This window comes from Kitasatospora viridis (genome assembly GCF_007829815.1).
GTDB lineage: Bacteria > Actinomycetota > Actinomycetes > Streptomycetales > Streptomycetaceae > Kitasatospora > Kitasatospora viridis.
Map to the genome: position 1 here is coordinate 140066 of NZ_VIWT01000004.1, position 26243 is coordinate 166308.

The following is a 26243-nucleotide window of genomic DNA, read 5'->3' on the forward strand; positions in this document are numbered from 1 at the left end:
GATCCCGGTGGCCGCTATGCTCCACGTGTGACGAGCAATGATCCCGAGCAGGGCGTGTCGGCCTCCCACCGGGCGCTGGTCCGCCGGGGGTTCGCCCTGGAGTACGCCACGTTGGGCTGGAACGTCGTGGGCATCGTGGTGCTGGCGGTGGCCGCGATCGCGGCCCGGTCGGTGGCGCTGGCCGGGTTCGGGCTGGACTCGCTGATCGAGATCGGTGCGTCGACCGTGGTGATCTGGGAGCTGTCAGGCACCGGCGAGGCCCGCCAGCGGCGGGCGCTGCGGCTGATCGGCGTCGGCTTCGGCCTGCTCGCGCTCTACCTGCTCGCGCAGTCCGCCGTGGTGCTGGCCACCGGGTTTCATCCGCACCACTCCCCGCTGGGCATCGGGTGGACGGCGGTGACCGCGGGGGTGATGTTCGCGCTCGCGGCGGGCAAGGCCAGGACGGGTGCCGCGCTGGACAACCCGGTGCTCAGGACCGAGGGCCGGGTGACGCTCGTCGACGGGCTGCTGGCGGTGGCCGTCCTGATCGGCCTGGTCCTCAACAGCGCGCTCGGCTGGTGGTGGGCGGACCCGGTGGCCTCCCTGGTGCTCGTCCTCTACGCGGTGCGCGAGGTCCGGGAGATCTTCTCCGGGGCGCACTGACTCCCCGTCAGCTCTCCAGCTGCCTGGCGTCGATCTCGGCGATCAGGCCCTCGATCAGCGTCCTGATCTCGTCGCGGATCGGACGGACGGCGGCGACGCCCTGGCCGGCCGGGTCGTCGAGCTGCCAATCCAGGTACGTCTTGCCGGGGAAGAACGGGCAGGCGTCGCCGCACCCCATGGTGATCACGTAGTCGGAGGCCTGGACGGCCTCGGTGGTGAGGACCTTCGGCGTCTGGTCCTTGATGTCGATGCCCAGCTCGGCCATGGCCTCGACGGCGGCCGGGTTGACCCGGTCACCCGGCAGCGAGCCGGCGGAGCGCACCTCGACGCGGTCGCCGGCCAGTCGGCGCAGGAAGCCGGCGGCCATCTGCGAGCGGCCGGCGTTGTGGATGCAGACGAAGAGCACGGAGGCGATCGGGGCGCTAGTCATGGGGGGCGGGGTCCCTTCGGGGCGCGAGTTGCCGGGGCGGAGGGGGCTCGCCAAGCGGGCCCGACACCGGTAACGTATCAGCGCATGGTGATGTCAGTCGATAGTGATGCGACGAAGGCCCTCGCCGACCCGCTGCGGATGCGGATCGTGCGACTGCTGGCCCGCGAGGCCCTGTGCACGACGCACCTGGTCGAGGAGACCGGCGCCAAGCAGACCAACCTGTCGAACCACATGAAGATCCTGCGGGACGCCGGGCTCGTGGACACCGAGCCCTGCGGACGGTTCACCTACTACAAGCTGCGCCCCGAGGCGCTGCGCGCCCTCGCCGAGGAGTTCGCGGCGCTGGCCGACACCGCCCAGGAGAGCGCCGAGGCGAACCGCAAGCGCGCCTGCTGACCCGCCCTCAGACCCCTCACCCCCACCCCGCACCGCCTCTTCGCACCAGGAGTACCCGTGAGCACCATGGCCGAGGCCGGCCCCGACCTCGACGGCGCCGTCACACCCCGGGCGAGCGAGCCGAACGCGATACCGCTGCTGAACCGGGCCGCCGCCGAACTGGTCGGCACGGCCGCACTGGTGGCCATCGTGGTCGGCTCCGGCATCCAGGCCACCGAGCTCTCGCACGACGTGGGCGTGCAACTGCTCGCGAACTCCCTCGCGACCGTCTTCGGCCTGGGCGTGCTGATCCTGCTGCTCGGCCCGGTCTCCGGCGCGCACTTCAACCCGGTCGTCACGCTCGCCCAGTGGTGGACCGGCCGTAAGGACCCGGCGGGGCTCGGCGCGCGCGAGGTCGCCGCCTACCTCCCCGCGCAGATCGCCGGAGCGATCGGCGGCGCGGTGCTGGCCGACGCGATGTTCGGGCAGGCGCTGGTGAAGTGGTCCACCCACGACCGTTCGGCCGGGCACCTGCTGCTCGGCGAGGTCGTCGCCACCGCCGGCCTGGTGCTGCTGATCTTCGGCCTGGCCAGGACCGACCAACTGCGCCTCGCCCCCGCCGCCGTCGCCTCCTACATCGGCGCGGCCTACTGGTTCACCTCCTCCACCTCCTTCGCCAACCCGGCCGTCACCATCGGGCGCGCCTTCACCGACACGTTCGCCGGGATCGCACCCGGCTCGCTGGCCGGGTTCATCGGCATGCAGCTGCTCGGCGGCGCGCTCGGACTGGCCCTGGTGGCGCTGATCTTCGACGGCCGCCGTCGGGCAGTGGCGAAGTGACGACCGCCCGGCGCACCCAGGACCTACTGGCCTGAGGGGAGGCGCGGCGCCGGGCTCACACCGCGCCGCCGCCCGCGAGCAGGCCCGCCATCGCCGCCAGCGCGGTCGGCTCGACGCGGTAGTAGACCCAGGTGCCGCGCCGCTCCGAGGAGAGCAGCCCGGCCTCGCGCAGCTTCTTCAGGTGGTGACTGACCGTCGGCTGCGACACCCCGACGTCCTGGATGTCGCACACGCAGGCCTCCCCGCCCTCGTGCGAGGCGACCCGCGAGAACAGGCGCAGCCGGACCGGGTCGGAGAGCGCCTTGAACATCGCGGCCATCCGCACCGAGTCGGCCTCCGAGAGCGCGGCCGAGGTCACCGGCGGGCAGCAGGGCGCGTCCTCCTGCAGGACGGGCAGCTCCACCACGCTCGAATTCGACATGCGTCTATGTTGACATCCATCGATGTGCGCAGCAAGCTCCTCTATATAGACATCTGTCGAATCAATGACCGTCCTCGACCCCGGAGAGCCCGTCATGAGCGAACACGCCGCCCAGCCGCCCGTCGTCGTGATCGGCGCCGGCCCGATCGGTCTGGCCGCCGCCGCCCACCTGCTGGAGCGCGGCCTCGAACCGCTCGTCCTGGAGGCCGGCCCCGCCGCCGGGGCGGCCGTGCGCCAGTGGAGCCACGTCCGGCTGTTCTCGCCCTGGGCCGAGGTCATCGACCCCGCCGCCGAGCGGCTCCTCGCCCGCACCGGCTGGACCCGACCCGACGGGGCGACCTACCCCTCCGGCGCGGACTGGGTCGAGCAGTACCTCCAGCCGCTCGCCGACGCCCTCGGCGCCCGCGTCCGCTACAGCCGCCAGGTCACCGGCGTCGCGCGCGCCGGGCGCGACCTCGTCGTCGACGCCGGCCGGGCCGAGCAGCCCTTCACCGTCCACGTCGAGCACGCCGACGGCTCCGCGGAGCGCATCCTGGCCCGCTCCGTCCTCGACGCCTCCGGCACCTGGGCCACCCCCAACCCGCTCGGCGCCAACGGCCTGCCCGCCCTCGGCGAGCGCGCCGCCGCAGACCGGATCTCCTACCGCGTCCCCGACCTCACCGACCCGGCCGTGCGCGCCCGCCACGCCGGCCGGCGCACCGCCGTGGTCGGCTCCGGCGCCTCCGCGTTCACCGCGCTCGCCCAGCTCGCCGACCTCGCGGCGGACACCCCCGGCACGCACACCGTGTGGGTGCTGCGCCGCGGCATCACCGGCTCCACCTACGGCGGCGGCCCGGCCGACGAGCTGCCCGCCCGCGGCGCGCTCGGCCTGCGCGCCAAGGCCGCCGTCGAGGACGGCCACGCCACCGCGCTGACCGGCTTCCGCACCGCCGCCGTCGAGCGCGCCGGCGAGCGGCTGGTGCTCGTCTCCGAGGAGGGCCACCGCAGCGACCCCGTCGACCAGGTCGTCGTGCTGACCGGCCTGCGCCCCGACCTGTCCTTCCTCTCCGAGGTCCGCCTCGGCCTCGACGAGCGCCTCCAGGCCCCCGCCGCGCTCGCCCCGCTGATCGACCCCAACCAGCACTCCTGCGGCACCGTCTACCCGCACGGTGCCGCCGAACTCTCCCAGCCCGAGCGGGACTTCTACCTGCTCGGCGCGAAGTCCTACGGCCGCGCGCCGACCTTCCTCGCCATGACCGGCTACGAGCAGGTGCGCTCGGTCGCCGCCGCACTGGCCGGAGACCGCGAGGCGGCCGCCCGGGTCGAGCTCGTCCTCCCGGAAACCGGGGTGTGCGGTGGCGCCGGTCTCTACGACCAGCCCGACGCCGCGCAGGGCGGCGGTGGCGGCTGCTGCTCGATCCCCGCCGCGCCCGAGGTGCTCTCCATCGGCCTCGGCGCACCCGCGACCACGCCCGTCACCGCCACGGGCAGCGGCTGCTGCTGACACCGCCTCAGCTCGGCCCGCCCGATCCGCCGAACGAAGGCATTCCGGCGGGCGAACGGGTGGGCCGAGCCCGTGCCCCGTGACCTTCTCCCCCGGCTCCTCCACACACTGTGGCCAAGTGTGTCCGGACGAGAGGAGCCACCGGTGGTACCCACGAGGCCACGATCGAACCCGCTCGGCCGATCACTCAGCGCGGCGCTGGCGCTCGCGCTCGCCCTGGCCGCCGGCCCGGTGGTGGCGTCCGGGCACACCTGGGCGGCTGACACTCCGTCACCGCGAGCGGTCCAGGGCGGCAGCGACCAGCCCCTCGACCGCTCGCCGCGGGTGCGCCCGAAGGCACCCCGGAAGGTGCACCCGTCGGTCCGGGCCCCGGGGGCTTACGTGGTGGACGTGGACGCGCAGGTCGGGGCGACGTCGGCCGGTGAGGCGTCCGTCGCGGTCAACCCGGCCAATCCGCAGCAGATCGCGATCACCCGGTTCACCTTCCCGTGGAACAACGACGCCGACCTGGTGTACTCGACCGACGGCGGGGTGACCTGGACGGACGAGGCGACGATCCCGCCGCCGCCGGGGGTGGCGAACACCGCCGGCGGGCCGAACGACCAGACCATCGACTTCGGCCGCGACGGCACGCTCTACGGCACGTTCCTGACGGGCGGGAACCAGATCGTCACCGGCTCGACCACCGACCCGACCAAGGCCGCGTCGTGGAAGTGGAACAACCCGACGCCCACCACCACCCAGCTCACCAGCGCCTCCGGCACCAACGCCGACCAGCCCTGGCTGGTCGTCAACCGCGACCCGGGCACGGCGAGCAAGGACGACGTCTACGTCGGCTACCAGGACTTCCGCACCAACGTCCCGCACGACCACGTGGCCGTCTCCCCCGGCAGCGCCAGCCCGGTGGACATCACCCGGGACCACCCGGCCGGCACCGGCGCGCTCAGCGGCGGGGTGATCAACGGCGGGCTGCGGGTGGCGGCCGACCGGCGCAACGGCACCGTGTACGCGCTCTACCAGCAGGGCGGCGGCGGCACCCAGCCGGAGAACGTCACCCTGATGCTCAACCGGTCGACCGACGCCGGGGCCAGCTGGACGCTGGGCGGCAGCACCGACGGGATCGCCGTCTCCACCGACGACACCCGCCAGGGCAACGGCGGCTACAGCTTCGGCAACGTGAACTTCCTCCAGGGCGGCATCGACCACCTCGCCGTCGACCCGACCAACGGCGACGTGTACGTGGCCTACGGCGCCGACGCCTCCGGCAACAACCGGATCCGGATCCGCCGGCTCACCGACAACGGCGCGGGCGGCATGAACGTGGGCGCCGCCGTCAATGTGTCGGCCTCGACCGACACGGCCCTGCCCTCGGTCGCCGTCCTCGACGACGGAACGATCGGCGTCCTCTACCTGAGCAACGACGGCACCAACGCGAGCGGCTTCCCCGAGTTCTCGGCCCACCTCGCCCGCAGCACCGACCACGGCGCGACCTTCACCGACACCGTGCTGCAGTCGTTCACCACCACCGCCGGCAACGCCCAGCACCCCTCGCTGCGGCTCTTCGGCGACTACGAGCAGCTCAAGGCGCTCGGCAACACCTTCTACGGCGCCTTCATCGGCAACCTCAACGGGCTGAACCAGACCGTGGCCCAGCCGACGGACGCGGTCTTCTTCGCCGTGCCGCAGACCACCAAGTCGACGCTCGGCTCCTCCGCCGACCCCTCGGTGTTCGGCCAGCCGGTCGCCTTCACCGCGAGCGTGGTGCCGCCGCCGGACGGCGGCACGGTCACCTTCAAGGTCGACGGCACCCAGCTCGGCGGCCCGGTCGCGGTCGACAGCGCGACCGGCACGGCGACCAGCGCCGCCATCGCCACCCTCGCCCCGGGCCCGCACACCGTGGCCGCCGTCTACGGCGGCGACCCGAACTACGTGGGCGACACGGCGATGACGCTCACTCAGGACGTCGGCAAGGCACCGGTGACCACGACCCTCGCCTCCGCGCCCGATCCCTCGGTCTTCGGCCAGCCGGTCACCGTCACCGACACCGTCTGTCCGACCGGCGCCAGCACCAACGCGACCGTGCCGCCCGCCGGGACGGTCACCCTCTCGGACGGCACCACCGTGCTCGGCACCCCGACGCTGAGCCCCGGCGGCGGGGCCGGCTGTGCCCGGGCCCAGCTGTCCACGGCGGCCCTGGCGGTGGGCCCGCACAGCATCACGGCCGACTACGCCGGCGACACCGACTACACCGGGGCCGCGACCGAGACCCTCGTCCCGGCCCAGCAGGTGAACCGCGCCCCGGTCAGCACCACCCTGGTCTCCTCCGCCAACCCGTCCTCCTTCGGTCACGCCGTGACCTTCACCGACACCGTCTGCCCGGCCTCGCCCAGCACCGGTCCGACCGCGCCGCCCACCGGGACGGTCAGCGTCTCGGACGGCAGCACGCTGCTCGGCACCGGCACCCTCTCCCCCGGCGGCGGCGCCAACTGCGCGCAGGCGCAGGTCGCTTTCGCCCACCTGCTGCCCGGCAGCCACACCGTCACGGCCCGGTACGGCGGTGACGGCGACTACCTGCCGGGCGCCCCGGAGTCGATCACCCAGACGGTGGCCTGCGCCAGGACGATCACCGGCACCACCGGCGGCCTGTTCACCGGTGGCGAGAGCACCTGCATCGTGGGCGCCACCGTCAACGGGAGCGTGCGGGACGCGGGCGACGGCGCCCTCTTCATCAGCGGCTCGACGATCCACGGCGCCGTCCTGTCCACCGACGGCACGCTGTTCGGCCTGTGCGGCAGCACCGTCACGAGCACCGTGAACGTCCACGGCGCCACCGGGTTCGTGGTCGTGGGCGACCCCGGCGACGACGGCTGCGCCGGGAACCGCATCGACGGCTCGCTCATGCTGAGCGGCAATCAGGCCGGCCTGGAGGCGGTCGGCAACCACGTGGGCGGCGAGGTCCAGGTCCAGGGCACCACCGGCGCCGGGCCGTTCCCCGAGGACACCCGCGCCGAGCTCGAAGGCAACACGATCGGCGGGTCGCTCTCCTGCACCGACAACACCCCGCCGCCCGGCGACGACGGCCACCCGAACACGGTGTCCGGCCAGCGGCTGGGACAGTGCTCGGCGCTGTAGCCGCGCGCCGAGCACTGCGAGTCGTCAGGACACGGTGAGCGCCGTGTCGTCGATCACGAAGCTGGTCTGCAGGGACGCGTTCTCGGTGCCGGTGAACTTGAGGGTCACCGTCTGCCCCGCGTAGCCCGACAGGTTGAAGGAGTCCAGCGTGTAGCCGTTGCCCGCGTTGAGGTTGGAGTAGGTGGCCAGCGTGGTGCTGCCGATCTGGACCTTGAGGGTGTCGTTCGCCTTGGTGGTCGTGGTCTCGGCGGTGTCGATGTGGAGGTAGAAGCTCAGGGTCGCGCTGCACCCGGCCGGGACGGTGACGGTCTGGGCGAGCGTGTCGGTGTGGGTGCTGCCGTAGCCGTCCAGCCAGGCGTCCCAACTGCCGGAGTGGGCCCGCTCGCTGACGGTGTCGTTGTTGATCACGCCGGCCGTGGCGGTCCACGGCGAGGCGGTGCCGGTCTCGAAGCCGGGGTTGCCGAGCAGTTGGCCGGGGGCGGTGCAGCCGCCGACGGGGTTGACGGTCCAGGTGAACGAGGCCTGGCCGGAGGCGCCCGTGCCGTCGGTCGCCTTGACGGTCACGTTCGAGGTGCCCGCGGTGGTCGGGGTTCCGGTGATCAGGCCGGCGGCGGAGACGGACAGGCCGGCCGGCAGGCCGGTCGCGGAGTAGCTCAGGCTCTGGCCGGAAGCCGAGTCCGTGCCGGAGAGCTGGAGGGAGACGGCCGTGCCGACGCTTGTGGTCTGATTGCCCGGGCTGGTGACGGTGACCGTGTTGCCGCCCGTGGCCTGACCCACCGGCAGGCCGCCGGTCGGCGAGTACATCGCCACGTCGAAGGTGCTCCCGTTGGGGGCGTGGGCGATCGGGATCACCGGGACGGCGTTGCCGCCGGCGAGCACCGAGGTGGAGATGTAGTCGCCGAACATCCGGCCCTGGCTGGTGTTCGGCAGCCAGGCCAGCGTCATCGGCCCGGCGAGCTGGACGGGGGTGCTCCAGGTGCTGCCGCCGTCGGCGGAGGAGACGAAGCCCGCGTCCAACTGGCAGGTGGTGTCGGTGCAGTTGGCGTTCGGGTAGTAGTAGTACGTCAGGCCGAGCCGGGCGGTGCCGCCGGAGCTGCTCGGGTCGACGCCGATGCCCGCGGTGAAGTGGTCGGCGGTGCTGGTGACCGGGTCGATCGGCACCCGCACCGGTGTGCTCCATGTGGTGCCGTCGGTGGAGGTCGACATGATGATGTCGTTGCTGGCGCAGTTGGCGCGGAAGCTGCAGTCGGACCAGACCGTGTAGACCTTGCCCGAGGCGTCGATCTCGGCGGAGGGCAGCGGACTCTCGCGCAGGGTGTCGTGCGGCAGCTTGGCGATGTCGTTCGCGGCCGCGTCGTTCTCCAGCCCGGCGACGGTGTGGTGCGAGACGGCGGCGATCTGCACGCTGGCGGTCCAGCTGGCGCCGCCGTCGGTGGAGGTGAAGGCGTCCTCGGCGTTCGAACTGCCGGAGGAGAACGGCACGATGACGGTGCCGGAGGGCTGGACGACCGGCTGGCCGCCGAGCCCGCTGGGGCTGTCGGCCGGGCTGCCCTCGGCGCCCCAGGTCAAACCGCCGTCGGCGGAGGTGCGCATGTGCTCGGCGTCGCCGGAGTTGGCGTCGTCGTACTCGGTGTAGCAGTGGCCGTAGTACGGGCTGGCCGCGTGGTCGTCGCAGACCGTCCAGTTCTTGTCGTCGAAGGTGCCGGTGGAGACGACGACCGGACCGCCCCAGGTGTGGCCGCCGTCGGTGGAGCGGCTGACCACCACGTCGACGTCGCTGCCGGAGGTGATGCCCAGCCAGGAGACCAGCCAGACGCCGTCCTTGGCGTCGTAGGCCACCGAGGCGTCGCTGGCGGCGACGTAGGAGCCGCCGGTGTTGGTGGTGGACGAGGGCATGAACCCGTGCGTCCAGGTCTGGCCGCCGTCGGTGGAGGTCGCCCACCCGATGTTGGACGCGCCGCCGCCGGAGACCCGGCCGACCTGGAACGCGGAGACGACGGTGCTGCCGTAGCCGAAGGTGTCCGGCTCGACCTCGGTGGCGTGCTGGGCCTGCGCGTCGGTGTACGGGTCGGTGCTGACCTGGGTGAGGGCGGGAGCGGCGGTGGGATGGGAGGCCGCCCGGGCGGTGGACGCGAGGGCGGGAGCGCTGAACGTGGTCGCGGCGGCCAGTGCGCCGGCGAGCAGGAGGGAGCCTTTTCTAGCCAGTCCGGACATGTCTTCTCCTGACACATCGAGCGGTACCGGGGGTCGTCGGCTGCTGCCGACACGGGGCAGACGGATGGTGACGCTCCCGACGTCCACTGGGAACCCAAGTTGACTGGCGAGAACATGACATGTCGCGTTCGCGCCACACCCACCGGCAACGGCCCACGGCCTGGGCAAGTCCTATGATCTGGGAATGCCCGGCGTCCGCGACTACCCACAAGGCCTCGACCGTCCGATCAGGGACGTCCAGGCGCAGCTGTCCGGCCGGGGCGGCCTGCGCCCCTTCGCCTTCGCCTCGGCCGACTTCGAGCCGCTGCCCGCCGACCGGGACCCGGCGCTGCCGACGTTCGAGTTCGTGAACGAGGTGCCCGAGGCCGAGCTGCCGGCGGAGTTCGGCGCCGCCTTCGGCGAGGGCGTGCACCGTCAACTGCGCTCCTGGTCCTACGGGGAGACCCTGCCCTACGCGGTGCTGGTCCGACTGCGGCACGCCCGCTGGCGGGCCGGGGAGTCGACGGCGGCCGGCTTCACGACGGCCGGGCAGCAGGCGGCCCACGAGTTCTCGGAGTGCTTCCACCACCGGGTGGGCCCGCGCCGGCTGCTCAGCGCGCAGGGGCCCACCACCGACGCACCGGCGGCCGTGCGGGACGTGCACGTGCGGCTGGTCAACCAGACGATGTGCGGGCACTTCGCGATCGCCACCGCCGACTTCGAACCGCTGCCCGCCGACGGGGAGTTGCTCTTCGAGTTCGTGAACGAGGTGCCCGAGGAACAGCTGCCGTTGGACTTCGCCGACGCGTTCGAGCGCGGCCTGCGCGAGGAGCTGTACGCGACGCCGGACGGCCGGCTGCCGCTCCGGGCGTTCCGGGTGCGGCTGCACGACGCCCGGTGGCACGAGGTGGACTCGAACGAGCGGGTCTTCAAGGCCGCCGGGCGCAAGGCGGCGGCCGAGGCGCTCGGGCGCTCGTGAGGCGAGCCGGCCCGGCGGCTACGACGGGGAGACCGGGGCGGGCTTCTTGAAGCCGGCGTCGGTGAGGACCTTCTGCCCCGCCGGCGATTCGACCAGGGCGACGAACGCCTGCGCCCCGGCCGGGTTCGGGCCGTGGGCGAGCGGCGCGATGGGGTAGTTGTTGATGGCCGAGGCGGCCTCGGGGAAGTTCACGCCGTCGACCTTGCTGCCGGCGCCCTTGACGTCCGTCTGGTAGACGATCCCCGCGTCGGCCTCCTTCAGCTCCACCTTGTTGAGCGTGGAGGTGACGTCCTGCTCGTAGCTGGCGGGCGTGAGGGTGACGTGGCCGGCGGTCAGGGCGGTCTGGGCCGCGGCGCCGCACGGCACGGTCTTCGCGCAGAGCACCACCTTCAGCGAGGAGTTGGCGAGGTCCTGGAGCGTGCCGATGTGCTTCGGGTTGCCCGGCTCGACGGCGATCTCCAGCTCGTTGCTGACGAAGGTGACCGGGGCGCCGGCCGCGTCGCCCTTGTCGGTGACGGTCTTCATGGTCGCGGGGCTGGCCGCGGCGAAGACGTCGGCGGGCGCTCCGTTGACGATGCTGGCGGCGAGCGTGTCGCTGCCGCCGAAGTTGAACTGCACCTTGCTGCCCGGGTGGTCGGCCTCGAACATCTTGCCGAGTTCGGTGAACGTGTTCTGCAGCGAGGCGGCGGCGAAGACCGTCACGGTGCCGGTGACGGACGGCGAGGCGGAGGCGGCCGGCTTCGAGCTGCCGGAGGAACAGGCACCGAGCACGAGCAGCGCACCGGCGACGGCGCCGGCGGTGATGGAGCGGCTCACCATGGGGGTCTCCCTGATCGGATCGGACATGATCGGGCGTCAGATCGAGCGGTCGGCACCGAGCATAGGGCGCGCCTGCCAGGAGACCCGGCACCCACGCCTCGCACTAGCCCGACGGAATGACCACTCGACCTGGCATCCGCCAGGGCGGGGCGCATGCCCCGGGCGGAATCGAAACCAGCGGAATCGGGCGGAGTTGCCGAGAACCTCCTGGATTGATCAATTCATTCGAACAGCGGCAGGATCTGACGGACCGCCGCGTCCGGCGCGTCAACCCACCAACCGCCAACTCCCCATCAGCGAGCTTATTTTACGCATCATCGGAGATACCGCGTGAGCACGGCCACCGACCAGTCCACCGAGCATCCCTCCGACCAACCCACCGACCTCGCCGACGAAGAACTCCAGTGGCACGGCGACCAGCGCCGGATCGAGGTCATCGAGGCGATCAGCGTCAGCGCGATGGCCCGCCGCCTCCCGCAACTGGTCGTCAGGGCCGTCAAGCTGGGCTGGCAGGTCGACCGCCTGGCGGTCGCCGCCCTGCTCGGCTGCCTGCTGCTGTCCGCCGCCCTCGGCGCGGCCGGCCTGTACGCGACCACGGGGACGATCGCGGCGGTCTTCGGCCCCGGCCGGGTGGCCGACCGGCTCGCCCACGCCGCCCCGTCGATCGCGGTGATCGCCACCGCGGCCGCGCTGCGGGCGGTGCTCGGCATCGCCATCCGCGCCAGCACCGTCTACCTGTCGCCGCGGATCTCCCGCGAGGCGTCGGCGGCGGTGCTGCGGGCCACCGTGGCCACCGAGCTGACGGCCTACGACCGCGCCGGGTACGCCGACGAGTTGGAGGCCGCCGACCGCGGCGCCGAGGCGGCCGTGGACGTCATCGGGGAGGCCCAGAACCTGGTCTCCTCGGTCGGCTCGCTGGTCGGCGCGGCCGGCGTGCTGACCGTCCTGCACCCGCTGCTGCTCCCGCTGCTGGTGCTCGCCGCGCTGCCGCAGGGCTTCGCCTCGGTGTACGCGGCCCGGGTGCAGTTCCTGGCCAACAAGGCGACCTCCGGCGACCGGCGGATCCTGCTCAACCTGCGCTGGTACATCCACCAGAAGAGCCACGCCGACCAGGTCCGCTCCGACACCATGGGGACGTTCCTGCTCGACAAGTACGAGCTGATCGGGCGCCGCCTCGACGTCACCACCCGCCGCGCCGCGCGCGAGGGCGCCCGGGTGTCGGTGCTCGGCGCGGCCGCCTCGGGCCTGGGCACCGCCGTGGTCTGGCTGGTCATGCTCTACCTGGTGAGCACCGGCCGGATGAGCCTGCCGCGCGGCGGCGCGGCGGTCGTCGCCCTCGGCGCGGTCGGCTCCGCGCTGCGGGGCATCGTCGGCTACGGCGCCGACCTGTTCCGGACCGGCATGTACCTGGACGACTGGAGCGCCTTCCTCGACAAGGCCGGCGGGCACGCGCTGCACCGCGGCCCGGCGCTGCCCGAGCGGCCCACCCGGATCGAGCTCAAGGACGTCAGCTACGGCTACCCGTCCTCCGAGCGCGCCGCGCTGGACGCGGTGAGCCTGCACGTCGAGACCGGCGAGATCCTGGCGCTGGTGGGCGAGAACGGCTCCGGGAAGACCACCATCGCCAAGGCGATCGCCGGCCTCTACCTGCCCGACGACGGCGCTGTGCTGTGGGACGGCCGGGACACCCGCGAGCTGGACCCGCACGCCCTGTGGCAGCACGTCGCCGTGGTGCCGCAGAACTACGCCCGCTGGCCGCTGACCGCCCGGGAGAACATCACCCTCGGCCGGGCCGCGCCGGACGGCGACGAGGCGGTGGTCCGGGCCGCCGCCGCGTCCGGCGCGGACGAGGTGGTCGCCAAGCTGCGCCGGGGCCTGGGCACCCTGCTCGCCGTCGAGTGGATGGGCGGCGAGGAGCTCAGCGGCGGGCAGTGGCAGCGCATCGCGATCGCCCGGGCGTTCTACCGGGACAGCGGCCTGCTCGTGCTCGACGAGCCGACCGCCGCCCTCGATCCGCGCGCCGAGCACAAGATCTTCGCCAACCTGCGCGAGGTGGCCCGCGACCGCGCGGTCGTGCTGGTCACCCACCGGCTCACCAACGTCGCCGTCGCCGACCGGATCGTCGTGCTGGAGGACGGCCGGGTGATCCAACAGGGCAGCTTCGACGAGCTGGTGGCGCAGCGCGGCGGCAAGTTCCGCGAGCTGTGGGACCTCCAGCACGACCGCTCCGGTGTCCCCGCCCAACGGGAGACCCGAGCGGGACAACTGAATTGACGGTCCGTCAGGACGCCGACGCGGCGCGGAGCACCTGCTCGACGAACCCGCTCTTCGCGGCCGAGTAGGCGTCCCGGTCGTCGCGGTGCGCCGCCGCCGCGTCCAGCTTGAGCCGGGCGTAGGCGGCGGCCACCTCCGGGTGGGCGCGCAGGTGGTCACGGAAGCGCAGGTGGCGCGCCAACTCGGGGCTGTCGCGCGGGCAGAGGTACAGGTGGTGGCGCTCACTGCCGGACGGCCAGCGGAACGCCTCGCGGCCGGGGATGCCGAGGTCGCCCTCGTGCTGGTAGCCGAGGCCGGCCAGCCGTTCGACGGCGGCCGGCACGTCCTCGGCGCTCGCGACGACCACGTCCAGGTCGATGACCGGCTTGGCCGGCAGGCCCGGCACGGCGGTGCTGCCCACGTGTTCGACGCCCACGGCGAGGTCGCCGAGGGCATCCAGGACGCGGGCCCGCAGCTGCTCGAACTGCCCCGGCCAGGACGGGTCGTACTCCTGCACGATCACGGGTTGACGCGCTGCGCCCATGCGTTGGCCTCGCTTCCGCCGGGCCACAGGGCCCGCTGACGGTTTCCGGGGGAGCTTGCGAGGATACGCTCGATCAGCGCGATCCCCGGCCTGCTGTCCGCCAAACGGGCGCCCCGGCCGGTCCCCAGTTCCCGGTAGAAGCAGTGGTGCAGGTGGGAGTAGTCGCCGGAGTAGTCGGCGACGGTGCGCCCGCCGATCTCGAAGACCCGGTGCGCGTACCCGCCGGCGGCGCGGACGGTCGCGGGCAGGTCGTCCTCCCGGGCGGAGATCAGCCAGCGCACCTCGCCCCGGGCGAACCGCAGCACGCCCGAGGCGCGGTCGGCGTACGGGCCGTCGACCTCGACGGCGTCCGGCTCCGCGGGCAGCTCGCCGAAGGTCCAGGCCAGGATGTCGAAGAGGTGGATGCCCAGGTTGAAGAGGATGCCGCCGCTGCGCAGCGGGTCGCTCTTCCAGGAGACGTGGTACCAGGGGCCCCGGCGGGTCACGTAGGAGGTGGCGACGCGCACGTACTCGCCCTGGCCGATGCGCTGTTGGATGTCCTCGCGCATCCGCAGCATCGCCTCGTGCAGGCGCACCTGGAGGATCGGGTGGATGGTGCGGCCGGTGCGCGCGGCCACCGCGGCCAGCCGGTCGACCCCGGCCGAGTCGATCACCAGGGGCTTCTCGCAGATCACGTCGACGCCCGCCTGCAGGGCGAGCGTGCAGTGCGCCTCGTGCAGGTGGTTGGGGGTCAGCACGCAGACGTAGTCGAGCTGGTCGCGGTGGGTGCGCAGGTAGGCGGCGAAGGTGGCGCCGTCGGCGAAGAAGCGGGCGTGCGGGAAGTGCTGGTCGAGGATGCCGACGGAGTCCTGCGGGTCGTAGGCGGCGACCACCTGGCCGCCGCTGCGGTGGATGGCTTCGAGGTGGCGACGTGCGACGAACCCCGCCACACCCATGATTGCGAATCGCTTCATCGCGTTCTCCTCCGGTCGGGGATGCTCGGGGCCTGACCCACCGTCAAGAGTCAGGCGACGGGTGCGGTGCGCAGCGCGTCGCGCAGCTCCTGCGCGACGTAGTCGATCCGGTCGTCGCCGAGCCCGGACCAGATCGGCAGGCAGAGCAGCTCGGCGCAGGCCCGTTCGGCGACCGGGCAGGGGCGCGGGTCGGCGAACGGCGCCATCCGGTGCAGCGGCACCGGGTACTGCACGGCGGCGTCGATGCCCCGGGCCCGCAGGCGGGCCAGCACGGTGTCCCGGCGCCCGCCGGCGATCCGCACGGTGTAGGCGTGCCAGGCGTGCCCGGGCGCGTCGGCGGGCAGCCGCAGGCCGGGCACCGAGTCGAGCCGGGCCGCGTACAGCGCGGCGATCTGGGCGCGCCGGCGCCGGCCCTGGTCGACCCGGGCGAGCTTGACCCGCAGCACGGCGGCCTGCAGCGCGTCCAGCCGGGAGTTGAAGCCGACCCGCTCGGTGCGGTACTGCTCCCGGCAACCGTGCCGGGCGATCAGCCGGTACTCGTCGGCGAGTTCGGCGTCGCCGGTGGTGATCAGGCCGCCGTCGCCGAGCGCGCCGAGCGGCTTGGACGGGAAGAAGCTGAACGCGGCGGCGTCCCCCAGCGTGCCGCAGGCGCGGCCCGCGGCGTCGCGGGCGCCGAAGGCCTGGCAGGCGTCCTCCACGATGGGCGTGCCCGGGCCGACGGCCGAGCGCAGCGCGGTGACGTCGACGGCCCGGCCGTAGAGGTGCACCGGCAGCACGGCGGCGGTGCGCGGGCCGGTGGCCTCGGCGGCGAGGTCGGGGCGCAGGGTCAGGGTGTCGGGGTCGACGTCGGCGAACCGCGGGCGCAGGCCCACCCGGACGATGGCCGAGGCGGTGGCGGCGAAGGTCAGCGGTGAGGTGACCACCTCGCCGCCGGGGTGGCGGTCGGCCGCCGGCTGGAGCGCGATGGTCAGCGCGTCGGTGCCGGAGCCGACCGAGACCGCGTGCCGGGCGCCGAGGAAGCCGGCCGCCTCGCGTTCGAAGGCGTCCACCTCCGCGCCGGCGATGAACCGGCCGGAGGCCAGCACGCGGGTGAGGGCGGCACCGATGAGCGGGCCGTCGTGGACCAGCTCGCCGGCGGCGTCGAACCGGGGGACACGCATGGCGACCTCACTTCGCGGGGCGGCGGTAGACGTGGACGAGTTGGCCGCGCACCGCACGTTCGTGCGGGCGGCCGGTGTTGTAGCCGAGGGTGTGGCGGTGCACGGGGCGGAAGCCGGCGCCGGTCATCAGCCGGGTCAGCGACCGGTGGGTGAAGCTGTGGTGGAACCCGGCGAGCCGGCGGCCGTGGTGCCGGGTCGCGTACAGCTTGTCGCCGGGCAGCAGGCGGGGGTCCAGCAGCGAGCGCGCGTAGTCCCAGCCGAGTGCGAGCGGGCCGCGGCGGTAGGCCAGGCCCTCGCCCAGGTGCCAGGTGTTGATCGCGTCGACGAACAGCAGCCCGCCGGGGGCGGTGACCCGGAACAGCTCGGCCGCGGCCCGGCGGCGCTGCCGGTGCGAGGTGGTGTAGCAGAGCACGAAGAACAGGCAGGTGACGACGGAACAGGAGCCGTCCGGGCAGGGCAGTTCGTCGAGGGTGGCGACCCGCACCTCGTCCAGGCCGGCGGCCGCGGCGAGGGCGGCCATCTCCGCGCTGGCGTCCACGCCCCGCACCACGACGCTCCCCAGGCGCTGCTTGAGCGCGCTCCAGCGGGCCCCGGTGCCGCAGCCGGCGTCCAGCACGGTCACGGCGCCGGGCAGGTTCCGCACGGCGGCGTGGACGATCTCGTCGACCGCGTCGTTGTAGGCGCTGCGCCGCTCCCCCACCGTGGCCTGGTAGTCGGCGGCGATGGTGGCGAAGCGGCGGCGGACGATCCGCTCGCGGTAGGCGGCGCCGGGCACGGGGTCACACCGACCGCTCGTAGGCGGCCAGCAGCCGGTCGTCGACGAAGTCCCGCACGTGGTAGTGGAACGGCAGGCCGATGGACTCGCCGCCGATGGTGAGCCGCAGGTCCTCGGAGAACCGGTAGTCGGTGTGGGCCCGCCAGTCGCGCTCGGTGTCGGACACGCCGGGCCAGCCCTGGAGGCAGGCCTTCATGTGCACGAAGGCCGGGTGGCCGCCGGCCGAGGCGCGCACGCAGCCGGCCTCCATCCCGGTGTCGCGCAGCGCCAGCAGCAGGGCGCAGTCGGAGGAGTAGTGGACGTCGGTGCGGCCGAAGTGGCGGCGGCAGGTCTCGGGCCAGCTGCGGGTGTGCGCGGCGATCGTCGCGAACAGCTCGCGCACCGGCTCGCTGCGGCGGAAGTACAGGAACCCGTTGTGCAGGTCGGGCAGGCCGATCTCGTACAGGTTGCGGCGCAGCGGGTTGTGGGCGATCGCCCGGCCGCGGTAGTCGACGGCGGTGGCCGCGACCACCTCCTGCCCGGCGAAGTCGTCCCACCAGCCGGAGACGTCGTCGAAGAAGAGCATGTCGGAGTCGAGGGTGACCGACTCGTCGTACGGCGAGATGCCGTACAGCTCGGCGAAGTTCTCCACCCGCCAGCCGTCCTTGCGGGAGCGGTCCGCCACCGGCAGCTCCACCACCGCGTCGAACACCTCCCGGTAGTGGGCGGGGACGTGCTGGCCGGGTTCGACCAGCACGGTCAGCCGGTCGACGGTGCTCTGGGTCAGGCGCAGGGACAGCGCGAGGCAGTAGGCCATCCGCAGGTAGTCCACGTCGCGCGAATTGAACGCGTGGGTGAGGTAGCCGCGGGTCATGGGCTCAAGGCTCCTTCGGAGGTTTCGGAGGTGAGGCGGTGCAGCCAGTCGGCGGCCTCGCGGGCGGTGGTGAGGTGGACCAGGCGCACCTCGGGAGGTGGATCCGCCGCGAGGCGGTCGGCGACCTGGCGCCGCCGGGCGGCGTGCTCCCGCCAGGCAAGCCGCAGCGGGTGGGCCCGGGAGAGCCAGGCGGCGGGCGTCTCCCGGTTGCCGTTCCAGAGCCGTTCGCGGCCCAGCGCCCGCCGCAGCGAGCGCCGCAGGACCCGCGCCATCACCTGACGGCGCGGCAGGTCCAGCCAGACGACGGTGTCGGCGCGGGACCACAGCAGGTCGGCGACCTGGGGGTAGGAGCTGCTGTCGGCGATCCAGCCGTCGCCGCGGGTGAGCGACTCGACGTCGGCCTCGAACTGCGGGCGGGGCTGCCAGTTCGGGCCGTGGTAGAGGGCGTCGATCTCGACGTGCCGCAGGCCGTGGTGCGCGGCGAGCCGGCGGGCGAGCGTGGTCTTGCCGGCTCCGCAGATGCCGGCCAGCACGATCCGTGCCGTGGCGCAGCTCACCGGGCGCCGTCGGGGTGGTGGAGGTGCACCAGCAGGGTCAGCCGGTCCTGGGGGCAGTCCGCGCTGACCGGCGGGACGCCGTGCCAGGAGCGGTCCGAGCGGATCATGATCAGCGAGGTGCCCAGCGCGGGCCGCACCCGGTCGGCGACGTCCTCGATGTCCGGGCCGTTCAGCACCCGGAAGTCGCCCTGCCAGGCGCTCTGCCAGCCGGTGTTGAAGTAGAAGAGGTGGGTGACCACCTTGTCGGGGCGGTCGGTGTGCGGCTCGATCCAGCAGCCGGGGCCGTAGCGGGTGAGCCGGACCTCCAGGGCGAGGTCGTCGGGCGCCTGCGGCACCAGGGAGGCGAGTGCGGCGCGGTAGCCGGGCGCGCGCAGCTCGGCCACCAACTGCTGCCACAGCGGCGAGAGCGCGGCCAGGTTCGCGGTGTGCGGCCGGTCGTGGCGGACGAGTTGGTGGTCGAAGGTGCGGTAGCGCTTCTGCCCCGGCTCGGCCCGCTCGCGGTCGCTGAGCGCGAAGCCCTCGCGGGGGAACTCCGCGCCGAGGCGCCGGGTGAGCGCCGGGTCGGTGAAGCTGTCGGCGAGGACGGCGTAGCGGTAGGGGGTCCGGCGCAGCGGGGCGGAGCGGATGGCGTGCTCGTCGATGATGCTGCTCACGGCGTCTCCGGGCGTTCGGCGGCGGCTCGGCCGCGCGGGTCAGGGGTAGAGGAAGGGGTCCTTGCGCAGGGCGTGGCGCACCCGCATCCCGGCCGCGCGCAGGGCGCCGGGGGTGCGCATGCCGGTGCGGTCGCCGTCCTTCACGTCGTGGCGCGCCACGGTGGCGTTGCCGCCGAGCTCGGGCAGGCCGGCGGCGGCCAGCGCGGCGGGCTCGGCCCGGGCGCCGTCGAGCGGGCCGAGCGCGTCGTGGATCCGCTGCGCCCAGCGGGCGTGCCCGGCCTCGGAGGGGTGCCGGCCGGACCAGTTGGCCGGGTCGCCGTCCAGCAGCTCGGCCATCGCGGCGCCGGGCCGGCCGAAGCCGAGGTAGTGGTCGGCGAGTTGCCCGCCGTGTTCGAGGCCGTCGGGGGGCGTGTTGGTGCACAGGGCGTCGAAGAACAGGTAGCGGATGCCGTGGTCGCGCAGGAAGGAGCGCAGGGTCAGCGCCTGGACGGCGAACCGCCAGCGGGACTCCTCCTCGTGCCAGGCGGTGGCGCGGTACTGGCGGACCAGCGCGTCCAGCCGCGGGATGTCGTAGCCGTGGTGCGGCACGACCTGGCGGAAGGCGCCGTCGACGAAGAACTCCCGGCGGGCGGGGTGGCTCCAGCCGATCACCACCAGCAGACCGTCGGCGGGCAGGCCCCGGCCCAGCCAGTGCTCCAGCACGAACTGCACGGTGGTGCGCACCACCCGGTCGTTGGAGCCGCTGGGCCAGGCGTCGTTGAAGGCGCCCTGAGCGTCCGTCAGCTGGGCCAGTGAGCCGGGCCAACTGTGCTTCCAGCGGTAGGAGTTGTCGGAGCAGGTCTTGGTGACCGGGTCGTCGCGCAGTTCGGAGCCGTAGGTCATCGAGCACCCGTTGGCGTAGAGGTACATCGGCGCTCACTTCTGAAGGGTCGTCAGGTGTGTGGTCGTCAGGGCGCTTTCGCGCGCGGCGTGCCAGGTGGGCCGGGACAGGCCGTGCTGGGCCAGGTAGCCGCGCACGCTGCCGTGGGTGTGCTCCAGCTCCGCCAGCAGGGTCCGGATCTGGCAGGGAGGGCTGGCGGTGCGCGCGGCGAACTGCGCGGGCGTGAAGCGGGCGGCCCAGTGCGGCTGCGCCGGGACGCCCGGCAGGGTGCGGTAGGCCCGGCCGGTCAGCGCGAAGTCCCCCACCACGTCGGCCAGTCGCACGCCGAGGCCGCGCAGCGCCAGTGCGCACACCACGCCGGTGCGGTCCTTGCCGGCCGTGCAGCACAGGTAGACGGGCAGCGGGCCGCCGCCGGCGATCAGGGCGAGCAGGTCCGCAGCGACGGCCGCCGCCGCGGGCAGCAGCGAGCGGTAGTAGGCGAGGTAGGCGTCGGGGCCGGGCCAGGGGGCGGTGCGCAGCAGCGTGATGTCCCCGTCCAGCGGCCGGCGCAGCACGGGCAGGCCGGGCAGCTCCCGGGCCGGATCGCCGCCGGGCCGCAGCTCGCCGGGCGTGCGCAGGTCCACGACGCCGCGCACGCCCAGGGCGGCGAGGGCGCGCAGCGCGTCGGCGTCCGCCGGTGCGGGGCCGCGCAGCAGCACGCCCGGCCGCACCCGGCGGCCGTCCGGGCCGCGCAGCCCGCCGGTGTCGCGGATGTTCACCATGCCCGGCACGTGCTTCGTGCGTGTCGGCACGCCTCTCCCTCCCGTACTCAGAAGACCGGTCCTCAGAAGACCGGAACGCGGTAGCGCTCGGCGAAGTCCAGCGCGTCCTGCCAGGTGTTGACCAGCGGCATGCCGCGGATGTTCAGGCTGGTGTTCAGCAGCATCGGGCAGCCGGTGAGCCGTTCGAACTCGGTGATCACGGCGTGGATCACCGGGTTCTGGTCCTTGCGGACCGTCTGGACCCGGCTGGTGCCGTCCACGTGGCAGATGGCCGGATAGCTCGCGGGGTCACGGCAGTCGACCACGAACTGCATGTACGGGGTCGCGTCGCAGGGCATCGCGAAGAAGTCGCGGGCCCGCTCCTCCAGCACGATCGGGGCGAACGGCCGGAACCGCTGGCGCCGTTTGATCGCGTTGACGCGCTCCTTGACGGCGGCGCCGCGCGGGTCGGCGAGCAGGCTGCGGTTTCCCAGCGCCCGCGGGCCGTACTCGGCCCGGCCGTTGGCCACGCCGACGACGGTGTGGTCGACGAGGGCGCGGGCCACGGCCGCCGGGTCGAGCGGGCGCCGGATGTCGTGGCCCAGGTAGGGGCCGGTCCAGTCGACGAACTCCCGGCGGCGGGCCAGGGCCGCGCCCAGCGCGGATCCGGCGTCGCCCGGGTTCGGCATGATCCAGATGTCGTCGAACCGGCCGGTCCGCGCCAGCCGGCCGTTGAACAGGCAGTTCAGCGCGACGCCGCCGGAGTAGACCAGGTTGGCGCAGGGCACGGTGCGCCGGACCCAGGCGAACAGCCCGTCCAGGTAGTCCTCGGTGATGGCCTGGACGCTCGCGGCCAGGTCCGGGCCGTCGCGCAACTCGGGTCGCCAGTCGCCGAGTCCGCGGTGCAGGTTGCGGCGCAGCCGGAACCGCGGGGCCCGCTGGTCGGCCAGCACCTCCTGCTCGATCACCCGCCGGTGCCGGGGCTCGCCGTAGGCGGCCATGCCCATGAAGATGTACTCCTCCTCATTGGGCTTGAGGCCGGCCCGCTGGGTGAACGCCGAGTAGAACAGGCCCAGGCTGTGCGGGTAGCGGGTGGTGTGGATCCGGCGCAGCTCGCGGCCGCGGGCGTGCCAGACGGTCAGCGTGTCCCATTCGCCGATGGCGTCGGCGACCACGACGGCGGCCTCGCGGAACGGGGAGGTGAAGTAGCCGCCGGCCGCGTGCGCCAGGTGGTGGCCCACGTAGCGCACCGGCAGCCCGCGCAGCCCCGGCAGGCCGTGCAGCCGGTCGCGGGTGCGCTCCGGGGTGAGGGCCAACCGCAGCTGGCCGGCCCGCAGTTGGCGGGCCCGCTTGAGCACGGGGCGTTCGTAGAAGACCAGTTCGCCGGGGCTGCCCCAGTAGGCGGCGGCGTCGGCGAGCAGCGCGGGGTGCAGCGCGGGGTCGTTCTTGCGGCGGCTGTAGCGCTCGGCGTGCGCGGCGAACGCGACGGTGTCGCCGGTGACCGCGGCGAGCGCGGCGTCGTGGGACAGGCAGCTCACCCCGATCGTCGACGGCTTCACCGGGCGCCCGCCGTCTCCGCGAGGGCGGCCGCCACCCGGGCGATCACCGGTTCGTCGGCGACCGCGATGCGCGCCGCCGCCGGGGTGCCGGGCAGTCCGGACAGGTTGCGGGTGCGGATGTGACGGTCCATCAGACCGCTGTAGGCGGCGTCCGCGGCGGCCCGGTCGACCGCGTCGAAGGCGACGAAGTTGGCGCCGCTGGGCCGGGCCCGCCACCCGGGCAGCGCCTTCACCACCTGCTCGGCCAGCAGCTCCCGCAGCCGCCGGACCTCCGCCCAGGTCGCGGCGAAGAACGCGGGGTCGGCGAGGGCGGCCCGCAGCAGCGCCAGCGCGGTGCCGCTGAGCGGCGACTCGGGGTTGAAGCGGGCCAGGTAGTCGGCGGTCTCGGGGTGGGCGACCAGGGCGGCGACGCGGGCACCGGCCAGGCCGTGGGACTTGGAGAAGCCGTTGACCCGCACCACGTGCGGCTGCCCCAGCAGCGGGCGCACCAGCTCCTCGCCGCCCTCGGTGAACGCCAGGTAGCAGGTGTCCAGGACCAGCAGGCTGCCGTGCTCGGCGACCCCGCGGGCGAGCGCGGTCAGTTCGGCCGCGTCGTGCACCTGCCCGGTGTGCCCGTGCGGGGTGGTCAGCACGACCAGGGCGGGCGCGCCCCGGTGCAGCGCGGCCAGCAGGTCGCCGGTGTCGAAACGGCCGTCCGGGCGGGGCGGGACGGCGTCGGTGGCCAGGCCGTACAGCCGGGCGTAGCGCTCCCAGCCTTCGAAGTTCGGGGTGTGCAGGACCAGTCGGCCCGGCGCGTGGGCGCGGGCCAGCAGGGCGATGGCGGGGTCGCTGCCCGGGGTGAGCAGCAGGGTCTCGGGCGGCACCCGGAAGTGCGCGGCGACCTGCTCGTAGGCGGGTTCGAAGCCGGGGTAGGCCAGCACGTCGGCGGCGTCGAGGGTGCGCAGGGCGGCGGTGTGGAACCGCGCGACACTGGGCAGCAGCAGCTCGCAGGTCTTGAGGTTGACCTCCCCGGGGCGCCGCACCCGGACGTAGCGGGGGACGTCGGCGGCGGCCGCGACGCGCGGCGGGCCGCCGGTCATCGCGGCGGCTCCGCGCCCGCGGCGGTCAGTGGCTCGGCGGCCGCCCCGTCCGCGCCGTCCACCCTGTCCGACGGCGGCCGGCGCTGCGGGATCCGGGTGAACACGGTGGTCTGGTCGGTGGCCGCGCCGAACACCAGGGCGTAGGCCTCACAGAGCTCCTCCGGTGTCAGCGCGTGCGACCCGCCGACGAACAACTGGCGGTTGAACTCGGCGAGTTCGCGGTCGTCCAGACCGGGGTGCAGGCGTTCGACGGGGCAGTACACGGTCGGGCGGGCCCGGCCGCCCAGCTCGTGGACCTTGGCGATGGTGCGGCGGGCGCCGTCGATGCCGGTGCCCGGCAGGCCGACGATGACGAAGCAGTTGAGCTCCACGCCCGCCGCGGCGCACCACCGGGCGAGCTCCTCGACATCCTGCTCGGCCTTGTGCTTGGCGCGCGGCAGCGCGGGGTGCCCGCCGCTGTCCAGCGTCTCCAGGCCGACGCTGATCCGCACGCACCCCGCCTCGCCCATCCGGCGCACCAGCGCCTCGTCGAGGTGGTGCATGGTGGTGGCGCACTTCCAGGGGATCCGGGGGCCCTGCGCGAGCTGCTCGCAGAACCGGAGCACCCAGGGGCGGTCGAGGGTGAACGTGGGCGCGTAGAAGGCGACGTACTCGAACGGCGCGGCCCGGAAGGACTCCCGGATGTAGGCCACGGTGCGCTCGACGGACAGCCGCCGCTCGCGCTTGCCGAACAGCTCGGGCACCTCGCAGTAGGCGCAGCCGACCGGGCAGCCGCGGGCCGCCGGGACGACGAGTTCGCGGCGGTGCGGCACGCCGCAGAACTTGTTGGCGTCGTTGCGGTACATCTCGTCGTAGCGCTCGTACGGGATCTCCTGCGGGGCGGGCAGCACCCAGTCCTGCGGCGGCAGCAGCCGGCCGGGTGCGGCGGGCGGGCGCCACTGCTCCCCGTCCCGGACGCTCACGCCCGCCGGGGCGCCGGCGGCGCCGAGGAAGTGCTGCACCGCCTCCGCCACGCCCGCCTCGAAGTCCCCGGACTCCACGACGGCGTCGAGCCCGAAGTTCCGGAACGCGCCGGGGACCAGGCCGCTGAGCCGGCCGAACGCCACCGTCCGTGCGGCCGGGCTGAGTTGGCCGGCGTAGCGGAGGAAGCGGTGCAGTCCGTCGACGCCGTCGAAGTCGTTCATCACGGCGATCGCGTCGTACTGCCGCTGGTACAGCTCGTCCGCCAGGTCCTTCCAGGTCAGCCGCTCCACCGGGGCGTCGATGACCCGGACTTCGGCGTCCGGCAGTTGGCGGCGCAGGTGCCCGGCGACCTGGTAGAGCGCGAGGTGGTGGCCGGCGTTGAAGTAACTGAGCACCTGGGGCGGCCAGATGACCAGCACACGGGCGGTTGGCGGCATCGGGGGCGTCCTTCCGGGAGCTTCTAGTCTGTGGAGTGGATGCGCGCGCCCGAGCGGCGCAGCTCGCCGGTCAGGTCCTCGTAGCCGCGGGCCAGGTGCTCGACGCCGCGCAGCCGCACCGGCCCCGGGACGGCGAGCGAGGCCAGCAGCAGGGCCGCCGCGGCCCGCAGGTCGCCGGCGACCAGGTCCTGGCCGGGGATGCGCGGCGGCCGCCCTCCGGTGATCCGGGCCTGCGACCCGGTGACCCGGATCTCGGTGCCCAGCCGGTTGAGCTGCGGCGCGAAGGCGAAGCGCCGCTGCCAGACCGTCTCGCGGATGAAGGAGGTGCCCGGGGCGAGGGTCGCGGCCAGCGTGAGGAAGGGGCCGCTGTCGCTGAAGATGCCGTGCGAGACGACCGCCACGTCGACGCTGCGGCGCGGCGGGTCGGGCAGCAGGAGCAGGGCGTCCGGCCCGTCCACGGCCCAGCGCAGCCCCATCGCCCGCCCCACGGCGGTCTCCGGCGCGAGCCCGGCGGGCAGCCGGTCCAGGGTCAGGCCGGTCAGCCGGACGGTGCCCCCGGTCAGCGCCGCCGCCGTGGCCCAAGTGACCACCGTGATCAGGTCGCTGACGAGCGCGTGGCGCACGGGGCGGCCGTGGCCGCCGTCGGGCCGGCCCTCGATCAGCAGGTCGCCGTGCGGGTCGTAGGCCGCGTCGTAGCCCAACTCCTGGAGCACCCGCACCAGTTCGGTGACGTCGGCCTTGGGGTAGGGGCAGCGCAGCCGTGAGGTGCCGTGCGCGGCGGCCGCGGCCAGCACCGCCGTCTTGGTCGCGCCCGAGTAGAGCGGTCCGCTGCGCAGGGTGCGGTCCGCCGTGAAGTCGCGCAGGTCCAGGTCGCAGGCGGTCAGCCGGTCGGCCCGCAGTGTGAGGGAGCCGTCCGGCCCCGCCGTCGCGGTGGCGCCGAACCGCTCCAGCACGCCCACGTACTGGCCCACCGGGCGGCCGCCGCCCGGTTCGTCGCCGATCGGGCAGCCGCCGGCCGCGGGCATGTGCACCTGGCCGAAGCGGGCCAGCAGACCGGGGATCAGGTACAGCGCGCCGTGGATCCGGCCCACCAGGGCGGGGTCGAGCGGCTTGTCGGCGAGGTCGGCGAGGTCGAGGGTCATGCTGCGGTCGCGGCGCTCCACCCGGCCGCCCAGCACGCCGAGCAGCGCGGCGAGCACCCGCGCCTCCTCGATGTCCGGGCAGTTGTCGATGGTGACCGGCGCCCGGGCGAGGACGGCGGCGGCGACCACGGTCACCAGGGCGTGCTTGAACCCGGGCACCCGGACCTCGCCGGACAGCGGGACACCCCCCTCCACCGTCACCTCGTGCACACCGGGGCCGGCCGCGATCCCCTGGGAAAGGCCCGTCATAACGCTCCTCCGCCTAGCCGATGGCGCACGTCGGATTCCGCGAGTCCACGAAAGTCCTCCCATCATGGGGACTTCGGATTGGCCGGGCAAGGGCGCCCCGACCACCCGGTGCCACTGTGCGAAAAGAACACG

24 protein-coding genes are annotated in these 26243 nt (G+C 73.9%); 7 read left to right on the top strand and 17 right to left on the bottom strand.

Annotation, left to right across the window (positions count from 1 at the left end; translation table 11 throughout):
• Positions 1 to 27: 27 nt before the first annotated feature.
• Positions 28 to 642: a cation efflux transmembrane domain-containing protein gene (locus FHX73_RS34335; protein ID WP_246214070.1), complete on the top strand. Its 615-nt coding sequence runs from the start codon at positions 28 to 30 to the stop codon at positions 640 to 642.
• Between the two features lie 7 nt (positions 643 to 649).
• On the opposite strand, the gene FHX73_RS34340 is transcribed toward FHX73_RS34335, so the two are convergent.
• On the bottom strand, positions 650 to 1072 hold the full coding sequence (locus tag FHX73_RS34340; protein ID WP_145909912.1) for an arsenate reductase ArsC: 423 nt from the start codon (positions 1070 to 1072) through the stop codon (positions 650 to 652).
• A gap of 84 nt (positions 1073 to 1156) precedes the next feature.
• Between FHX73_RS34340 and FHX73_RS34345 the strand changes: the two genes are divergently transcribed.
• On the top strand, positions 1157 to 1468 hold the full coding sequence (locus FHX73_RS34345) for an ArsR/SmtB family transcription factor (protein ID WP_145909913.1): 312 nt from the start codon (positions 1157 to 1159) through the stop codon (positions 1466 to 1468).
• Between the two features lie 66 nt (positions 1469 to 1534).
• Positions 1535 to 2287 carry an aquaporin gene (locus tag FHX73_RS34350; RefSeq protein ID WP_145910335.1) on the top strand — a complete coding sequence of 251 codons (753 nt, stop codon included), beginning with the start codon at positions 1535 to 1537 and terminating at the stop codon, positions 2285 to 2287.
• 55 nt (positions 2288 to 2342) lie between these two features.
• Here the strand turns inward: FHX73_RS34350 and FHX73_RS34355 are convergent, their stop codons facing one another.
• Positions 2343 to 2708 carry an ArsR/SmtB family transcription factor gene (locus FHX73_RS34355; RefSeq protein WP_145909914.1) on the bottom strand — a complete coding sequence of 122 codons (366 nt, stop codon included), beginning with the start codon at positions 2706 to 2708 and terminating at the stop codon, positions 2343 to 2345.
• Positions 2709 to 2802: 94 nt separating this feature from the next.
• Here FHX73_RS34355 and FHX73_RS34360 point away from each other — a divergent pair, with 94 nt between their 5' ends.
• Together FHX73_RS34360 and FHX73_RS47410 are read left to right on the top strand one after the other, a co-directional pair.
• Positions 2803 to 4191: an FAD-dependent oxidoreductase gene (locus FHX73_RS34360; protein ID WP_145909915.1), complete on the top strand. Its 1389-nt coding sequence runs from the start codon at positions 2803 to 2805 to the stop codon at positions 4189 to 4191.
• Between the two features lie 144 nt (positions 4192 to 4335).
• On the top strand, positions 4336 to 7323 hold the full coding sequence (locus FHX73_RS47410) for an Ig-like domain repeat protein (RefSeq protein ID WP_145909916.1): 2988 nt from the start codon (positions 4336 to 4338) through the stop codon (positions 7321 to 7323).
• Between the two features lie 24 nt (positions 7324 to 7347).
• Here FHX73_RS47410 and FHX73_RS34370 read toward each other — a convergent pair whose 3' ends face one another.
• Positions 7348 to 9537 carry a putative Ig domain-containing protein gene (locus FHX73_RS34370; RefSeq protein ID WP_145909917.1) on the bottom strand — a complete coding sequence of 730 codons (2190 nt, stop codon included), beginning with the start codon at positions 9535 to 9537 and terminating at the stop codon, positions 7348 to 7350.
• Positions 9538 to 9721: 184 nt separating this feature from the next.
• Between FHX73_RS34370 and FHX73_RS34375 the strand changes: the two genes are divergently transcribed.
• The gene (locus FHX73_RS34375) at positions 9722 to 10495 is read left to right on the top strand and encodes a hypothetical protein (RefSeq protein WP_145909918.1); all 774 of its coding nucleotides are present in this window, start codon (positions 9722 to 9724) and stop codon (positions 10493 to 10495) included.
• Positions 10496 to 10513: 18 nt separating this feature from the next.
• Here FHX73_RS34375 and modA read toward each other — a convergent pair whose 3' ends face one another.
• Positions 10514 to 11314 (bottom strand): molybdate ABC transporter substrate-binding protein, encoded by an 801-nt coding sequence (gene modA, locus FHX73_RS34380; RefSeq protein WP_145909919.1) that lies wholly within the window; start codon positions 11312 to 11314, stop codon positions 10514 to 10516.
• Positions 11315 to 11644: 330 nt separating this feature from the next.
• Here modA and FHX73_RS34385 point away from each other — a divergent pair, with 330 nt between their 5' ends.
• Entirely contained in the window at positions 11645 to 13588 is a 1944-nt protein-coding gene (locus FHX73_RS34385) for an ABC transporter ATP-binding protein (RefSeq protein WP_246214071.1), read from the top strand.
• A 7-nt stretch (positions 13589 to 13595) separates the two neighbouring features.
• Here FHX73_RS34385 and FHX73_RS34390 read toward each other — a convergent pair whose 3' ends face one another.
• The 13 genes from FHX73_RS34390 to FHX73_RS34450 are packed head-to-tail and all read right to left on the bottom strand — an operon-like array spanning position 13596 to position 26111.
• The gene (locus FHX73_RS34390; RefSeq protein WP_211786424.1) at positions 13596 to 14090 is read right to left on the bottom strand and encodes a GrpB family protein; all 495 of its coding nucleotides are present in this window, start codon (positions 14088 to 14090) and stop codon (positions 13596 to 13598) included.
• A complete protein-coding gene (locus FHX73_RS34395) occupies positions 14087 to 15064 on the bottom strand; it encodes a Gfo/Idh/MocA family protein (RefSeq protein ID WP_145909921.1) in 978 nt (325 codons plus the stop codon). The genes FHX73_RS34390 and FHX73_RS34395 overlap by 4 nt, the downstream gene beginning before the upstream one ends.
• 50 nt (positions 15065 to 15114) lie before the next feature.
• Entirely contained in the window at positions 15115 to 16224 is a 1110-nt protein-coding gene (locus FHX73_RS34400) for a DegT/DnrJ/EryC1/StrS family aminotransferase (protein ID WP_145909922.1), read from the bottom strand.
• Positions 16225 to 16231: 7 nt separating this feature from the next.
• Entirely contained in the window at positions 16232 to 16999 is a 768-nt protein-coding gene (locus FHX73_RS34405) for a class I SAM-dependent methyltransferase (RefSeq protein ID WP_145909923.1), read from the bottom strand.
• 4 nt (positions 17000 to 17003) lie between these two features.
• Positions 17004 to 17852 carry a glycosyltransferase family protein gene (locus FHX73_RS34410; protein WP_145909924.1) on the bottom strand — a complete coding sequence of 283 codons (849 nt, stop codon included), beginning with the start codon at positions 17850 to 17852 and terminating at the stop codon, positions 17004 to 17006.
• Positions 17849 to 18409, bottom strand: a complete 561-nt coding sequence (locus FHX73_RS34415) for a P-loop NTPase family protein (RefSeq protein ID WP_145909925.1) — start codon at positions 18407 to 18409, stop codon at positions 17849 to 17851. Before FHX73_RS34415 ends, FHX73_RS34410 begins: the two co-directional genes overlap by 4 nt.
• A complete protein-coding gene (locus tag FHX73_RS34420) occupies positions 18406 to 19062 on the bottom strand; it encodes a 2OG-Fe(II) oxygenase (protein ID WP_145909926.1) in 657 nt (218 codons plus the stop codon). The genes FHX73_RS34415 and FHX73_RS34420 overlap by 4 nt, the downstream gene beginning before the upstream one ends.
• A 39-nt stretch (positions 19063 to 19101) precedes the next feature.
• The gene (locus FHX73_RS34425; RefSeq protein ID WP_145909927.1) at positions 19102 to 19971 is read right to left on the bottom strand and encodes a DUF6071 family protein; all 870 of its coding nucleotides are present in this window, start codon (positions 19969 to 19971) and stop codon (positions 19102 to 19104) included.
• A 6-nt stretch (positions 19972 to 19977) separates the two neighbouring features.
• On the bottom strand, positions 19978 to 20733 hold the full coding sequence (locus FHX73_RS34430) for a tyrosine-protein phosphatase (protein ID WP_145909928.1): 756 nt from the start codon (positions 20731 to 20733) through the stop codon (positions 19978 to 19980).
• A 32-nt stretch (positions 20734 to 20765) separates the two neighbouring features.
• A complete protein-coding gene (locus tag FHX73_RS34435) occupies positions 20766 to 22241 on the bottom strand; it encodes a carbamoyltransferase family protein (RefSeq protein WP_145909929.1) in 1476 nt (491 codons plus the stop codon).
• Complete coding sequence (locus FHX73_RS34440) at positions 22238 to 23320, bottom strand: aminotransferase class I/II-fold pyridoxal phosphate-dependent enzyme (protein ID WP_145909930.1); 1083 nt, start codon at positions 23318 to 23320, stop codon at positions 22238 to 22240. The genes FHX73_RS34435 and FHX73_RS34440 overlap by 4 nt, the downstream gene beginning before the upstream one ends.
• Positions 23317 to 24720, bottom strand: coding sequence for a B12-binding domain-containing radical SAM protein (locus tag FHX73_RS34445; protein ID WP_145909931.1), 1404 nt, complete (start codon positions 24718 to 24720; stop codon positions 23317 to 23319). Before FHX73_RS34445 ends, FHX73_RS34440 begins: the two co-directional genes overlap by 4 nt.
• 23 nt (positions 24721 to 24743) lie before the next feature.
• Positions 24744 to 26111: a hypothetical protein gene (locus FHX73_RS34450; protein WP_170305203.1), complete on the bottom strand. Its 1368-nt coding sequence runs from the start codon at positions 26109 to 26111 to the stop codon at positions 24744 to 24746.
• Positions 26112 to 26243 lie beyond the last annotated feature (132 nt).